The sequence below is a fragment of the Rhodoferax sp. WC2427 genome (assembly GCF_040822085.1).
Lineage (GTDB): Bacteria > Pseudomonadota > Gammaproteobacteria > Burkholderiales > Burkholderiaceae_C > Rhodoferax_B.
On sequence record NZ_CP162006.1, the window covers coordinates 2,246,293 to 2,259,538 of the forward strand.

At 62.6% G+C, this 13,246-nt stretch carries 13 protein-coding genes; 7 read left to right on the top strand and 6 right to left on the bottom strand.

Going from position 1 to position 13,246, the window contains the following annotated elements; translation table 11 throughout:
- Positions 1–118 precede the first annotated feature (118 nt).
- A complete protein-coding gene (locus AB3G31_RS10650; protein WP_367850144.1) occupies positions 119–691 on the top strand; it encodes an acyloxyacyl hydrolase in 573 nt (190 codons plus the stop codon).
- On the opposite strand, the gene ligD is transcribed toward AB3G31_RS10650, so the two are convergent.
- The 3 genes from ligD to AB3G31_RS10665 all read right to left on the bottom strand — a co-directional run bounded on the left by ligD (position 688) and on the right by AB3G31_RS10665 (position 4,554).
- The gene (gene ligD, locus AB3G31_RS10655) at positions 688–3,180 is read right to left on the bottom strand and encodes a DNA ligase D (RefSeq protein WP_367850145.1); all 2,493 of its coding nucleotides are present in this window, start codon (positions 3,178–3,180) and stop codon (positions 688–690) included. The two genes, AB3G31_RS10650 and ligD, sit on opposite strands and share 4 nt — an antisense overlap.
- The gene (locus AB3G31_RS10660; RefSeq protein ID WP_367850146.1) at positions 3,180–4,094 is read right to left on the bottom strand and encodes a Ku protein; all 915 of its coding nucleotides are present in this window, start codon (positions 4,092–4,094) and stop codon (positions 3,180–3,182) included. The genes ligD and AB3G31_RS10660 overlap by 1 nt, the downstream gene beginning before the upstream one ends.
- Positions 4,095–4,347: 253 nt before the next feature.
- A complete protein-coding gene (locus AB3G31_RS10665; protein WP_367850147.1) occupies positions 4,348–4,554 on the bottom strand; it encodes a hypothetical protein in 207 nt (68 codons plus the stop codon).
- A 403-nt stretch (positions 4,555–4,957) separates the two neighbouring features.
- Here AB3G31_RS10665 and AB3G31_RS10670 point away from each other — a divergent pair, with 403 nt between their 5' ends.
- Positions 4,958–5,332: a hypothetical protein gene (locus AB3G31_RS10670; RefSeq protein ID WP_367850148.1), complete on the top strand. Its 375-nt coding sequence runs from the start codon at positions 4,958–4,960 to the stop codon at positions 5,330–5,332.
- A 54-nt stretch (positions 5,333–5,386) separates the two neighbouring features.
- Here the strand turns inward: AB3G31_RS10670 and AB3G31_RS10675 are convergent, their stop codons facing one another.
- Together AB3G31_RS10675 and AB3G31_RS10680 are read right to left on the bottom strand one after the other, a co-directional pair.
- The gene (locus tag AB3G31_RS10675; protein WP_367850149.1) at positions 5,387–5,929 is read right to left on the bottom strand and encodes a hypothetical protein; all 543 of its coding nucleotides are present in this window, start codon (positions 5,927–5,929) and stop codon (positions 5,387–5,389) included.
- Between the two features lie 383 nt (positions 5,930–6,312).
- The gene (locus tag AB3G31_RS10680; RefSeq protein ID WP_367850150.1) at positions 6,313–7,329 is read right to left on the bottom strand and encodes a LacI family DNA-binding transcriptional regulator; all 1,017 of its coding nucleotides are present in this window, start codon (positions 7,327–7,329) and stop codon (positions 6,313–6,315) included.
- Between the two features lie 96 nt (positions 7,330–7,425).
- Here AB3G31_RS10680 and AB3G31_RS10685 point away from each other — a divergent pair, with 96 nt between their 5' ends.
- Positions 7,426–8,577: a phytanoyl-CoA dioxygenase family protein gene (locus AB3G31_RS10685; RefSeq protein WP_367850151.1), complete on the top strand. Its 1,152-nt coding sequence runs from the start codon at positions 7,426–7,428 to the stop codon at positions 8,575–8,577.
- 67 nt (positions 8,578–8,644) lie between these two features.
- Here AB3G31_RS10685 and AB3G31_RS10690 read toward each other — a convergent pair whose 3' ends face one another.
- On the bottom strand, positions 8,645–9,586 hold the full coding sequence (locus tag AB3G31_RS10690) for a bestrophin family protein (RefSeq protein ID WP_367850152.1): 942 nt from the start codon (positions 9,584–9,586) through the stop codon (positions 8,645–8,647).
- 110 nt (positions 9,587–9,696) lie between these two features.
- Between AB3G31_RS10690 and AB3G31_RS10695 the strand changes: the two genes are divergently transcribed.
- The 4 genes from AB3G31_RS10695 to AB3G31_RS10710 all read left to right on the top strand — a co-directional run bounded on the left by AB3G31_RS10695 (position 9,697) and on the right by AB3G31_RS10710 (position 13,218).
- Positions 9,697–10,416, top strand: a complete 720-nt coding sequence (locus AB3G31_RS10695) for an aldolase (RefSeq protein WP_367850153.1) — start codon at positions 9,697–9,699, stop codon at positions 10,414–10,416.
- Between the two features lie 8 nt (positions 10,417–10,424).
- Positions 10,425–10,988 carry a chromate transporter gene (locus tag AB3G31_RS10700; RefSeq protein WP_367850154.1) on the top strand — a complete coding sequence of 188 codons (564 nt, stop codon included), beginning with the start codon at positions 10,425–10,427 and terminating at the stop codon, positions 10,986–10,988.
- Positions 10,985–11,509, top strand: coding sequence for a chromate transporter (locus tag AB3G31_RS10705; protein ID WP_367850155.1), 525 nt, complete (start codon positions 10,985–10,987; stop codon positions 11,507–11,509). The genes AB3G31_RS10700 and AB3G31_RS10705 overlap by 4 nt, the downstream gene beginning before the upstream one ends.
- A gap of 239 nt (positions 11,510–11,748) precedes the next feature.
- On the top strand, positions 11,749–13,218 hold the full coding sequence (locus AB3G31_RS10710) for a PLP-dependent aminotransferase family protein (protein ID WP_367850156.1): 1,470 nt from the start codon (positions 11,749–11,751) through the stop codon (positions 13,216–13,218).
- Positions 13,219–13,246 lie beyond the last annotated feature (28 nt).

The window sequence follows — 13,246 nt, forward strand, 5'->3', positions numbered from 1 at the left end:
ACACGCCCGCGGCCTGTTGGCTGCTACGAGGTTTTGCACCCTACGGCACAATTTCTCCATGGCGCTGAGGGGGATCGGTTCCCGGTTCGCAGGGCGTCCACTGGGGGAAATGGCAGACATGGTCAACACAAGAAAAGTTACGCGGTCTTTCGGGGCGCTGGCGGTATCGGCGTGCGGTTGGGCCTGGGCGGGCGGCGCCCTGGCGGCAGAGCCCACCGGGCCGTCGGTCTACCTCCAGGGCGGGCAGACGTTTGCGCAGCACGGCGATACCCGTACGGCCACCATCGGCCTGCGATTGCCGGTGCAACGCGTATTCTGGGACGGGCGCGTCACGCTTGCCTGGGATGTGTTCTTGAGCCAGTGGAAGGTCGACGCCCCGCCGGGGGCGCGTTCGCACTTCACCCAGGTCGGCCTGGTGCCGATGTTCCGCCACCGTTTCGATGGTGGCCAGTCGCCGTGGTTTGTGGAGGCCGGGGTGGGCATTTCCTACCTGAACGCCCCTTACCAGACCCCCTACAAATCGTTCAGCACCCAGTGGAACTTCAGCGACCACCTGGGGGTGGGCCGCAGCTTCGGAGCCCAGCGGCACCAGGAGTTGGGCCTGGTGTTGCAGCACGTCTCCAACGGCGGTTTGCGCAGCCCCAACCCGGGCGAAACCTTCCTGCAGGTGCGCTACAGCTACGGGTTCTAGGGCCTGGGCTGCTGCGATCGGGTGGCATCGAAGTCCAGCAGCTTCATGGCCTTGCCGAGGCTTTGGGGGGTGTAGCTTTTCCAGGGGTCATTGCCCTGGTCCAATCGTGTGTGGATGTTGGCAATGGTCCATTGGGCCGAGCCTGAAATTGCGGGCACCTCGTGCCATGCAATGGGTACGGACACCCCCATACCCGGCCGTGCCCGTGCAGACCATGCCGAGACCGTGGTGGAGCCAAAGCCATTGCGCAAATAGTCCACAAAGATCTTGCCCACACGATTCTTGGGGCCGCTTTTGGCAACGAACAGCTGCGGCAAGGTGTGCGCCAGGTGCAGAACAATGGCTTGCGAAAAGCCTTTGACGGCATCCCAGCCATAGTGCTTTTTGAGTGCCACCACGACGTGCAGACCTTTGCCGCCACTGGTTTTGACAAACGATGCAAGCCCGAGCTGCCCAAGAAACTGGTGCACCAGCTCTGCGCCCTTTTGCACCATGGCCCACTCCACGCCTTCCCCCGGGTCCAAATCAAAGGTCATGCGGTCGGGCTTGTGGATCGCCGTTTTGACGCCATTCCAGGTATGAAACTCCAGCACATTCATCTGCGCGGCCGACAACACGGCGTGTGCCGTGGCGATCTCCATCAAGGGGGCATGCCCCGGGTCGACCAGCGGATCTAACAACTTCACCCCTGGTATCTTGCCTTCCATGTGCTTCTGGAAGAAGAGCTCTCCGGCAATGCCTGCGGGCGCCCGCACCAGGGCCACGGGACGCTGCTTCAAATGCGGGATCAGCAACGGAGCCACCAGCCGGTAGAAGCGCACCACATCCAGCTTGGTCAGACCGGTGGAGGGGTCGACGACGCGCTCGGGGTGGGTGACTTTCAGCCGCGGCGAGAACGAGATCGGCTTGTCGTCGTTGGAGGCCATGGATGTGGGCCTTTCCCGTGTGATGGATTCCGGCTTTTTGTCGGTTCGCAGACCATGGAACACCGCGTGCCGAATCCGTTGCGTGTCCGTCCAATCGCTGAACGAGACCTCGGCCAGCAAAACCGGTTGGACCCAATGGGCGCTGCTGTCCAAATGGGTCTTGGTGTCCAGAGGGCTGCGGGTGGCGGCCAAGGCCTGCAGCTGCTGTTGGAGCCGCAACAGTGTCTGGGCGTCGAACCCGGTTCCCACATTGCCCGCATACCGCAGCAAGCCTTTTTCATCGTGCACACCCAGCAGCAATGAGCCCAAGCCGACACGGCTGCCTTGGGGGCTGGTGTACCCGGCGATGACAAACTCTTGCCGCAAGCGGCACTTGAGCTTGATCCAATGGTCCGAGCGGCGTGACACATAGGTGGAATTCTTCCTCTTTCCGACCACGCCCTCCAAACCCATCCGGCATACGCTGGCAAGCAGCTGCCGCGCGTCCACCTCAAAAGAGTCACTGAAGCGCAGTCCGTCGGGTGTCGCATCGCTGAACAGCTGCCGGAGCAAGGCGCGGCGCGTTGCAAGGGGCTCCTGGCGAAGATCCCGTCCATTCAGAAAGGGCACGTCAAAGAGGTAGTACAGGATGTCGTCGGTGCGGCTTCGGTCAAATGCATTCTGCAAACGCTGGAAATCGGGGAGGCCTTTGTCGTTGTGAACCACGATTTCTCCGTCGAGCCAAGCCGATTCCACCCCGAGTTGCCCCAGCGACGCAACGAGCTTGGGGAGCTTGTGCGTCCAATCGTTCCCATTGCGCGTAAAAACCCGCACCAGGTTGTTTTCGATACGGCACAGCAAGCGGTAGCCATCAAATTTGATTTCAAACAACCAGTCGGTTGCATTGCTCGGCGCTGTGTCTGCCAGCACTGCCAGTTGGGGCTGGAGCGTGGCGGGCAGGTCTGCCGATGTGCCTGCATTTCTGTGGGGGGAGGCCGGTTCCTGCGGCTCGCTGGCGGGCAGGCCGCTGCTGGCAGCACGCAAAGGCACCACGCTGTCGGGCATTTCATCCACGACGCTGAACTCGGCCGTGGGACGGGCAAAGCCGTCGCTTTCCTTGATGAGCAGCCAGGGAGTTTGCTTCTCGCTTCTACCCTTCATCCGAATCAGGGCCCAGTGGCCGCCCAGCTTGCAGCCGTGCATTTCGAATTTCAGATGTCCGGTGCGGTAGCCCTGCAGGGCATCCCCGATGGGACGCCAGTAGCCTTCGTCCCAGATGATGACTTTTCCGGCGCCGTACTGGCCTGCCGGGATGACCCCTTCAAATTGGTTATAGGCAATTGGGTGGTCTTCCACCTGCACGGCCATCCGTTTGACTTTGGGGTCCAGGCTGGGGCCCTTGGGGACCGCCCAGCTTTTCATGTAACCGTCCAGCTCCAGGCGAAAGTCATAGTGCAAATGCGAAGCCCAATGTTTCTGGACCACGAAGGACAGCCTGCCTGGCTGCGATGCGCCGCCCTGCCCGGGTTCGGGGGTGATGGCAAAGTTGCGCTTCGCCTTGTAGATCGCCAATGCATCGGCCATTACGCGGCTTTCTTGGCGGTAGATGCTGGTTTGCGCGGAGCCCGTTGCGCAACGGCAGAAGGCTTGGCCGCCTTGGCGGTGCTGGCGGTGGCGGGCGCCTTGGGATCGGTGCGACCCCGGCCCTTCAGGCTGCGCGCCAGCAATTCACCCAGGTCAATGATTTCGGCGCTGGCGGGTGCGGCTTCTTCAGGCTGGACTACCAGTTCCGTGGCGCCAGCTTTGACTTTTTTGTCCACCAGTTTCATGACCTCTTGCCTGAACCCATCCTGGAAATCCTGGGGATCCCAGGTGCCGGTCATGTCCTCCACGAGCTGTTGGGCCATCTGGAGTTCGTTTGCCGTCAACTTGGCACCTTTGGAGCCGGTGGCGGGCAAGTTCAAGCCCTCGTACCCTTTGACCTCATCGCCCCAGCGCAGCAAATTCAATACCAGCACCGGTCCCGATGGCACCAAGGCCGCCAAATGCTGCTTGGTCTGGATTACCACTTTGGCCAAACCTACTTTGCCTGTACGGACCAAAGTGTCCCGTAACAGCGCATAAACCTTCTGGCCTTTATGGATGGGTTCCACGTAATAGGGGCGTTCCAGATACACAAAGGGGATTTCTGCAGCCACTACAAACTTCAATATTTCGATAGTCTGGGTCGTGAATGGGAAGATGGATTCAATTTCTTCCGGGGAAATAATGACGTAGCGGCCGTCTTCATATTCGAAGCCTTTGACAATATTTTCTGCTTCTATTTCCTTGCCGGTTTTTTTATTGATCCGTTTGTACCCCACCGGATCCATCGTACGTTTATCCAGCCAGTCAAAGTTGATGCCCCGCTCGGAACTTGCGGTATGCAGTCCGACTGGAATATGCACCAAGCCAAAGCTGATGGCACCTTTCCACAAGGCGCGGCCGGTTGTTGCCATGGGTGTACCTTTCTGCTCCAGGAGCAAGGCCGGGAAGGCCCTTTAAAGTCTGAATAATATGAGGTACTCCCTCGGCGGGACATGCAGGATTAATTAGAAAAATTGTGTAGGACAATGCCTGGAAATCGCAATGTTGATTTCCCCTGATCGAAAAACGCATTGAGCTGGGGAGGAGAGCCGCGCCATGCGGATAGAAAAAAGGCACGCCACATGCGCTGAAGAGTTTCTCCGCTGCGAGTGAGTGCGATCAAATTCAAACCCCTTTGGGGGTGCAGCGCAGTTCCTGCCAGATGCTGGCTGCGACGCGCATGAGCCGTACCACGCTGTCTTCGTAGTCGGCATGTGTTATGTCCAGGCGCTCGATATATTCGCCCAACTCCAGTAGCGCAGTGTCAAGGGTGATGGCTCCACCATTCATGGCCAGATCTTCCACCACAGTCAGAAATTTTGTGAATTCCATCGTTAAAGACTATTTCGATTGCTACAAACCTTCAATACCGAAGTCAACCCATTTATGTAAATAGTGCTATCAGAAGTGGTTGTGTGCAACAAAAACGCAAGGCGCACAAACCACTTTCTTCCGGGTCGTGCTTGAGCAACTGCGCTGCTGGAGAGTTCTCTGTTGGATGGCCTGGCCTTTGTGCCATTGATCGCTCCAGGGGACCTCCCATTAAAAATGCGCTACTTTCCCGGTACTGGATCAGCGCCGGAACCCAAGGCCAGGTCGCGTCGCAGTACGTTTCTCGCAGCTGCCGTTCAACTGTAAATTTCTGAAACTTCATTTTAGGCATGCCACTCGATGGGATGCCTACTTACCGGTAAACAGGATTTTTCCTACACCAATGTTTTACGCGGCGAATATTATGGATTCATGGATGTGTGGTTTTTTTCATATATTCTTGGAGATAAAAATGTCAATGACTCTTTTGCGAGAAATATCCCGGTGTGAAGGACCTATTTATGTAACCAGCCCGATGGAGGTGGGCTGGCTCTTGGTGTACCAGTCCAATGGATGGATCGACGTAGATTTTGAGCGGCCGCTGAAAACCGCCATGCGGCACCATCCGCCCATACATGCCGTTGTGCATGGTTTGACATCGGAAGGCAAAGAGGCCTTGAAAGAGACACTTGCTCTGGACAGTTTCTGGGACGCCGAGCCATCCAGTGGGATGCCGATACTGACGCACATCGAGATACAGGGAGGATACCCAGCCATTCCAACCGGGGTCGGTGCTTGAGCCGATATCCGTAGATTCATAAATTCCTGCTGTCTCCAGCAGGAATTTATTTAACTAGCGATATATATCGTCGCCATGCGCACGCCACTTATTCTCTAAATATGACGCATCTTCTGCGTTTTTGGCACGCAGACCCATGAGAATGCCTCCTTTTTTAAGCCCTTCCTCATACTCCTTGACACGCTCCTCCGGTATATTCCAGCCAATTAACGCGCCAATCAAGCCGCCACCTGCTGCACCCGCCCCCGCGCCTGCCAGAGCGGCCGCCAAGGGGCCAGCGATGACCAGTCCGAGCCCAGGCAAAGCGATGCTGGTTCCCGCTGCCGCAATGGCGGCTGCAATGGCGCCCACGGTGCCGCCGATAGCGCCGCCCACACTTGCACCCTCGGCGGCTTTAGTACCCAGCTCCGTTTCCTTGCCGACGGTGGAACCGGTGAAATGGCGTTTACGGGTTTCGTCCGACATCACCAGATTGACATCGTCTTTCGAGTAGCCGCGCTCTGTCGCGGCACCAAATGCAGACTCGGCTCTATCGCGGTCCGGGAAAATACCCGTCACGAGATGGCCATTCGGATCCGATCGCGATGAATTATCCATGTTTGCCTCCATTGCCTAAATAACTAACAAAAATCGCCTTTACCAGGCAACACCATGTTAGAAACTGGAGCGCGGTTCATGAATTCCAATTTTCTCCAACTTGTGTAGGACGGGAAGCGTATCAAAATATATAAAATTACCTGTAAATGCAACCCAAGGCATTCTAAACTTTTATAAAGTTAATGCCATTGCAGGGTTCTGCAGGAGGTTTTTAAATATAGCCGCTGTCTTGGGTGAAGTTATTCCATATTCCTTCTCAAGGGCTTCTTCGTCGGCATAAACCTCGGCCGCGATTCAAAAGGGTTTTCCTGCTGATTCACCACAGGAGGTGGCACATGTAAATGCTCCTTGTGCGAAGGCACATCTAGGCGGCTGCACCCCCATTAGGGCTCTGGCAAATTGCAGGGCGTGACCACCTGCACCGACGAGGGTCGCAGCGGCAGGCGCGCCGCACCGTGCGCCGCCATCACCTGCATGCAGGCCTGGCGCATGTCGTGCTGCAGGTCGTGGTGCAGCACCACGTGCAGGCGGCCCGCGCGCAGCAGCGGCAGGTTGTCGGCATCCAGGTCATGGGCAATGAACACCCGGCACGGCCTGCGTACCTGCTCAAAGGCCTCCAGAATGGCCGCATTGGCGCCGCCGATGGAGTACACCGCCTCCACCCCGGGGCACTGGCGCAGGCGCTCGCGGACCAGGGCCACGGTGGCCTCGTGCAGGCCCAGGCCTTCGCTGACCTCGTGCACCGCCAGATGGGGATAGCGGTCGCGCAGCGCCTGGCGAAAGCCGATTTCGCGCTCTTCCTCGCCGCGGAATCGGTTGCTGCTGGTAGAGATCAACACCCCGGCCGGGGCCGAGCCCAGCCACTGCGCCACCAGGTACGCCGCGGTGTGCCCGGCCGCCCGGTTGTCCATGCCCACGTAGGCGCGCCGGGCCGAGGTGGGCAAATCCGTCACCAGCGTCACGACCGGAATGCCCTGCGCCTGCAGCCGCGCCACGGCCTGCACCACCTCGGGCACGTCCGGGGCCTTGAGCAGCACGCCGTGGCTGCCTTGCCGGGCGATCTTGTCGAGGGTGGCCACCAACTGCGCCACCGGCAGGTCTTCCGCCAGTTGGTAGCGGGCGCGGAAGATGGCCGGGTGCAGCGTGGGCATCACCTGCTCCAGCGCGCCGCGCACCAGGCGCGAGAAGCGGTCGGGGGTGTGCATCACCAGGTCGATCAAGAACTTGCGGCCCACCAGCCCCACCTGGCCCTTTTGCTGCTCCAGCTCGGCCAGTGCCTGCTCGACACGGCGCACCGTGTGCGCCCGTACGCCCCCGCGCTGGTGCAGCACCCGGTCGACGGTGGCCATGCTGGTGCCGGCCTGCGAGGCAATGTCTTTCAAAAGATGGGGGTGGGCCATGCAGGATTTCTGAGGTGTTTTTGAGGGGTTTGAGGCCCTCAATATACGCCAGCCCTGCCTACACTTTGCCCATCTTTTCAGCCAACAAAACACCCCATGCCCTCAAACGAATCCCCCCATTGGCTGGACCCGCAAGCCTGCAAGGTCGCCGACCTGGATGCCCTGGTGCGCACGCCTACCGACCCCGCCGACTACCCGCTGGCCCAAACCATCACCCAGGGCGTGCCGGTATACGACGGCGCTCAGATCCGCGGTGCCAGCCTGGCCCAACAGCGGGCGCTGATGGCCGAGTGGTGCCGCGTGTGGCACAGCGGCCCCGGCGTGCTGGTGCTGCAAGCGGCGTTTGCCGACCTGGCCGTGGTGGACGCGGCCACGGCCGAATTCCACCGGCTGATCGCGTCTGAGCGCGCAACCGTTACCAAGGCCGACCACTTCGCCAAGCCCGGTGCCAACGACCGGGTCTGGAACGCGCTGGAAAAGCTCTGCGTGGCCGCGCCCGCGGTGTTTGCCGCCTACTACGGCAACCCGCTGCTGGCCTGGGTCTGCGAGGCCTGGCTGGGCCCGGCCTACCAGGTTACCTCGCAGATCAACAGCGTGAACCCCGGCGGCGCGGCGCAAATGGCCCACCGCGACTACCACCTGGGCTTTCTGGGCCCCGTGCAGTCCGCCCGCTACCCGGCGCATGTGCACCGGTTGTCGCCCGCGCTGACGCTGCAGGGAGCGGTGGCCCACGTGGACATGCCGGTGGAAAGCGGCCCCACGCTGTACCTGCCGCATTCGCAAAAATATGCGCCCGGCTACCTGGTGGCCGGCCACCCGGAGTTCCAGGCCTACTTTGATGCGCAGCACGTGCAACTGCCGCTGAAAAAGGGCGACGCGGTGTTCTTCAACCCCGCGCTGATGCACGCCGCAGGCCACAACCGCTCGGCCGACATCTACCGTTTGGCCAATCTGCTGCAGGTCTCCAGCGCCTTTGGCCGGGCCATGGAATCGGTGGACCGTCTGCGCATGTGCCAGGCGCTGTACCCGGCCCTGCGCGGCCTGCCCGCCGCAGAGCAGGCCAGCGCCGTGGCCGCCTGTGCCGAGGGCTATGCCTTCCCCACCAACCTCGACCGCGACCCGCCGCTGGGCGGTCTGGCCCCCGATAGCCAGCAAGGCTTGCTGCTGCGGGCCTTGCAAGAAGACTGGCCGCAAGCGCAGCTGGGGCAGGCTTTGCAGCAGCAGGCCGACAAGAAGTGCACCCGGTGATTTGCTATGGATTGCGTAGCTGCTCGTGCCGATTCCATCAGCGCAAACGGCCTGAAAAGCTTATAACTCAGGTGAGCAGGTAATCCACCGCCTGCAGCGGCGGCGGGATGTTGTCGTCGCCCAGCGATTCGCGCAGATTGATCTCGATGGCGCGGCAGATGGCATCCAGCGGCAGGTCGTTGGCTTCCATGCCGAATGGCTCCTCGATCTCGTCGCCCAGGGCGTCCAGGCCGAAGAAGGTGTAGGCCACGATGGCCACCACAAACGGGGTCATGAAGCCGATCGAATCCACCAGCCCGAACGGCAGCAAAAAGCAGTACAGGTAGGCGGTGCGGTGCAGCAGCAGCGTGTACGAGAACGGAATCGGCGTGCTCTTGATGCGCTCGCAAGACGCGGCGGCGGCGGTCAGGGCCGACAAGGTGTTGTCGATGCCCACCGCCAGGCTGGGGTCGATGCGCTGCTCGCGCAGGCACTGCTGCAGGTCCATGCCCATGCGCAGCATCAGAAAGTCGGGCGGGTTGCTGGTGGCAACCAGTTGCTGCCATTCCGCGGGCTGCAGCCACTTTTGCACCTCGGGGCCGGGCGGTGTGCCGCGCAGCAGATGCCGCAGCGCGTGGGCAAAGGCAATCGCCCGCCACACCATGCGTACCCGGGTGTCGGCCAGGCCGTCGCGCGCCGTGGCGGGCGCCGGGTAGGCCACCAGGGTCTGGCATTGGCGCGTCAGGTTGCGGCTGCGCAGCACAATCTCGCCCCACAGCTTGCGGCCCTCCCAGTACCGGTCGTAGGCGGCGTTGTTGCGAAAGCCCAGAAAGATGGCAATCGGCAGGCCGATCAGGGTAAAGGGGATGGTGGTCAGCGTGATCTTCAGCGCAAACAGGTCGCCGTGGCTCCAGGTGACCACGCTGGCAATCAGCGTGTTGACCAGTAGGGTGGGCAGAATGCGCGGCAACACCGAGCCCCGCAGCAGCAGAAACAGGCGCAGACCCGAGGGCCGGTTACGAACGATCATGGGCGGGCCGCCGTGGATATGCGGGTTTGTACGGATATGCCTGCAGTGTAGCGGCGCAATCCATCACAATCTGGCGCACCGCATCCGACAACCCCACTCCAAGGAAACCCATGCACGCTGAAGATTACGCATCCGAATCCGTCACCCGCTTGCGCGCCGACCTGGCCCTGGCGCTGCGCGCCGCCGCCCACCACGGCCTAGGCGAGGGCGTGTGCAACCATTTCAGCCAGGAACTGCCCGACCATTCGGGGCGCTTTTTGCTGAACCCGCGCGGCCTGCTGTGGAGCGAGATCCAGGCCGACGACATCGTGATGATCGATGCCGAAGGCACGAAGCTGGTGGGCCGCCACGAGGTGGAGTCCACCGCCATGTTTATCCACGCCGCCATCCACCGCCTGTGCGCCAAGGCCTGCGTGCTGCACACCCACATGCCCTATGCCACGGCGCTCACGCTCACCGCCGACCGGGCGCTGGACACCACGCTGTCGCAAAACGCCATGCGTTTCCATGGCCGCACCGCCATCGACACCGCATACAACGGCCTGGCACTCGACTACCGGGAAGGCGAGCGCATTGCCCGCGCCATGGGCTCCGCCGAGATCGGCTTTCTGGGCAACCACGGCCTGGTGGTCTGCGGTGACCGCATGGACTACGCCTACGACGACCTGTATTACCTGGAGCGCGCCTGCCAGGCCCAGGTGCTGGCCCAGTCCACCGGCCGACCACTGGCCCCCAGCAACGAGACCCTGGCCGAAGAGGTGGCCCGCCAGATGGCCAGCGAGCGGCTGCAGTCCACGCTGTTCTTTGAAGCCCTGCGCCGCACGCTCTGAGTCCCGCCATGGCATCGACTGCCGCGCCCTCGCTGCGCAGTATTTTTGGGGCCTTTGCCAAGATCGGCCTGACCAGCTTTGGCGGCGGCCTCAGCGGCTGGCTGCTGCGTGAATTCGTACAGCGCCGGGCCTGGCTGACTGAGCAGGAATTTCTGAGCGGCCTGGCCCTGGCGCAGGCGTTTCCGGGTGTGAATGTGGTGAACCTGGCGATCTGGATCGGCTTTCGGCTGCGCGCCGGGCCGGGCGCGGTGGTGGCAGCCCTGGGCATGGTGGTGCCTGCCATGGCGGTGGCGATGCCGCTGGTGGCGCTGTTTTCCCAGGCGGCAGACTCGCAGCGCGTGCACATTGCGCTGGCGGGCGTGGCGGCGGCGGCCGTGGGTCTGTCGCTGCAAACCGGGCTGCGCGCGGCCCGCAATGCGGCGCGGGGCCTGGCCCGCTCGCTGATTTTGGTGGCCACCTTTGCCGCCATCTTTGTGTGGCGGTTGCCGCTGCTGTGGGTGGTGGGCACCATGGCACCGCTGTCCATTGCGCTGGCCTGGAGCCGCGTGCGGACCGAGGCTGCAAAGCCATGAAATGGCGGCTTTTGGGCGACTTGCTGGCGGTGTTTGCGCCGCTGTCTTTCCTGAGCGTGGGCGGCGGCCAAAGCATCCTGGCCGACATCCACCGGCAGGCCGTAGGCGTCCACGGCTGGATGACGGACGCGCAGTTTCTGGACCTGTACGCCCTGTCGCGCATCACGCCTGGGCCGGGTTCGCTGCTGGTCACCCTGGTGGGCTGGCATGTGGCGGGCTTTTGGGGCGCGCTGGCGGCATCCGTGGCCATCTTTGTGCCCAGCTCGGTGCTGGTGTTCGGCCTGGCGCATGTGTGGTCGCGCTACCGCGACCGGCCCGCCATCCGCGCCATCGAGTCGGGCCTGACCCCGGTGGCTGCGGGTATGGTGCTGGCCGCGTCCTGCACCGTGCTGCGCGCGGCCGAAGGCGGGGTCTGGGCCTGGGCCGTGGCGGCCCTGTCTACCCTGGCGCTGGCCTGGACCCGGGTCAACCCGCTGCTGGTGCTGGCGGTGGGGGCGCTGGTGTTTTTGCTGGCGCTATAGATTTGTGAGCTGCTTGCGCTGACTGGATAAGCGCAAGCGGCCTGAAACACCTCTGACTCAAGTACCGGGATGTGGCGGGCACGCCTCTACGCTGTGCCGCGTTGCGGGGATGCCGGGTTCAGAGGGTCATGTTGGTCCAAGCGCCGCTTGCCGATGCTTGCATCGCAGCGCACAACCGGTAGACTGTCAGAACCTCAACCCACCCTGCCGGCAGTCGACCGAGGCGCGGTGCCAACACCATGCCCAATCGCCCGACCGCCGCCTCCACGAGGTACGAACTGCTTGCCCGAGAACTCGAGCAGCAGATCCTTGCCGGTGTGCTCCGTCCAGGGGATCGCCTGCCTTCCGTACGCCAGGCGTGTGCCACTCGGCGCTTGAGTCCAAGCACCGTGTTCCAGGCTTACTACCTGCTTGAATCCCGCGGCCTGGTCCGAGCAGTACCACGGTCGGGCTACTTTGTCGCCGCTCGCGCGAACGGTGTGTTGCTGCCGGAACCGCAAATGTCGCAGCCGCAGTCCGGATCGCAGCCTGTAGAGATCAACGACCTGATCTACGCATGCCTCGGCACCGCGCGTGCGCGCAACATCGTGCCCTTCGGCTCCGCCTTCCTGAGCCCCGACCTGTTTCCGCTCGACCGGCTGCGCCGCGCCCTGGTCTCCAGCATGCGGCGGCATGACCCCTGGCGCATGCTGGAAGACCTGCCGCCGGGCAACCTGCAGCTCAAGCGCGAGATCGCAAAACGCTATCTGCGTCAGGGCTTGGCCGTGGCCACCGATGAGATCGTGCTGACCCACGGTGCAATGGAGGCACTCAACCTGTGCCTGAACGCGGTTGCGCGGCCGGGCGATGCCGTGGTGGTCGAGTCCCCCACCTTCTACGTGGCGCTGCAGGCGTTGCAGCGGCTGGGCCTGCGTGCCATCGAAGTGCCGACCCATGTGCGCGAGGGCATCGATCTCGGTTGTCTGGCACAGGTGATCGAACTGCACCGTCCGAAGGCCTGCTGGCTGATGACGACCTTCCAGAACCCGCTCGGCAGCCTGATGCCCGAAACGAAGAAGCGCGACCTCGTCGCGCTGCTGGCCCTGCACCAGGTGCCGCTGATCGAAGACGATGTCTACGCGGAACTCTACGAAGGCAACGTGGCACCGTTGCCGGCCAAGGCCTTTGACCGCCGCGGCCTGGTGCTGCACTGCTCGTCGTTCTCCAAGTGCCTGGCTCCCGGCTACCGCGTCGGCTGGGCCACGCCCGGCGCGTTCACGCGCGAGGTCGAACGGCTGAAGTTGACGACGAGCCTGTCGGGCGCGATTCCGGTGCAGGCGGCGTTGGCTGGCTACCTGCAGGAAGGAGGCTATGATCGCCACCTTCGCAGCCTGCGCCAGTCGCTGCAAGGGCAGCGCGACAGCCTGTTCGACGCGGTGGGCCGGTGCTTTCCGCAAGGGACGCGTGCGGTGCGGCCGGCCGGCGGCTACTTCGTCTGGGTCGAGTTGCCCATCGGAGTGGACGCGATGGCCCTGCACCGAGCCGCGCTGGCACACCACATCAGCCTGGCGCCCGGGCCGATGTTTTCCGCACGTGCGGAGTTCCGACACCACATTCGGCTGACCTGCGGCCAGCCGTGGGATGCGACGCGCGAGCGCGCCATGCGCACGCTGGCGCGGCTGGTCGCCGAGGCACCGCGGACGGATGGTCCGGCGCAGCCGTCGCTCTGATCCGGTCGTTCAGGCGCGCAACTGCACA

Coding starts and splice junctions, on each gene's coding strand:
- AB3G31_RS10685 (WP_367850151.1), top strand. CDS start 7,426: ATGCCCTCAAACGAATCCCCCCATTGGCTGGACCCGCAAGCCTGCAAG.
- AB3G31_RS10695 (WP_367850153.1), top strand. CDS start 9,697: ATGCACGCTGAAGATTACGCATCCGAATCCGTCACCCGCTTGCGCGCC.
- AB3G31_RS10690 (WP_367850152.1), bottom strand. CDS start 9,586: ATGATCGTTCGTAACCGGCCCTCGGGTCTGCGCCTGTTTCTGCTGCTG.
- AB3G31_RS10680 (WP_367850150.1), bottom strand. CDS start 7,329: ATGGCCCACCCCCATCTTTTGAAAGACATTGCCTCGCAGGCCGGCACC.
- AB3G31_RS10705 (WP_367850155.1), top strand. CDS start 10,985: ATGAAATGGCGGCTTTTGGGCGACTTGCTGGCGGTGTTTGCGCCGCTG.
- AB3G31_RS10700 (WP_367850154.1), top strand. CDS start 10,425: ATGGCATCGACTGCCGCGCCCTCGCTGCGCAGTATTTTTGGGGCCTTT.
- AB3G31_RS10660 (WP_367850146.1), bottom strand. CDS start 4,094: ATGGCAACAACCGGCCGCGCCTTGTGGAAAGGTGCCATCAGCTTTGGC.
- ligD (WP_367850145.1), bottom strand. CDS start 3,180: ATGGCCGATGCATTGGCGATCTACAAGGCGAAGCGCAACTTTGCCATC.
- AB3G31_RS10665 (WP_367850147.1), bottom strand. CDS start 4,554: ATGGAATTCACAAAATTTCTGACTGTGGTGGAAGATCTGGCCATGAAT.
- AB3G31_RS10675 (WP_367850149.1), bottom strand. CDS start 5,929: ATGGATAATTCATCGCGATCGGATCCGAATGGCCATCTCGTGACGGGT.
- AB3G31_RS10710 (WP_367850156.1), top strand. CDS start 11,749: ATGCCCAATCGCCCGACCGCCGCCTCCACGAGGTACGAACTGCTTGCC.
- AB3G31_RS10670 (WP_367850148.1), top strand. CDS start 4,958: ATGGATTCATGGATGTGTGGTTTTTTTCATATATTCTTGGAGATAAAA.
- AB3G31_RS10650 (WP_367850144.1), top strand. CDS start 119: ATGGTCAACACAAGAAAAGTTACGCGGTCTTTCGGGGCGCTGGCGGTA.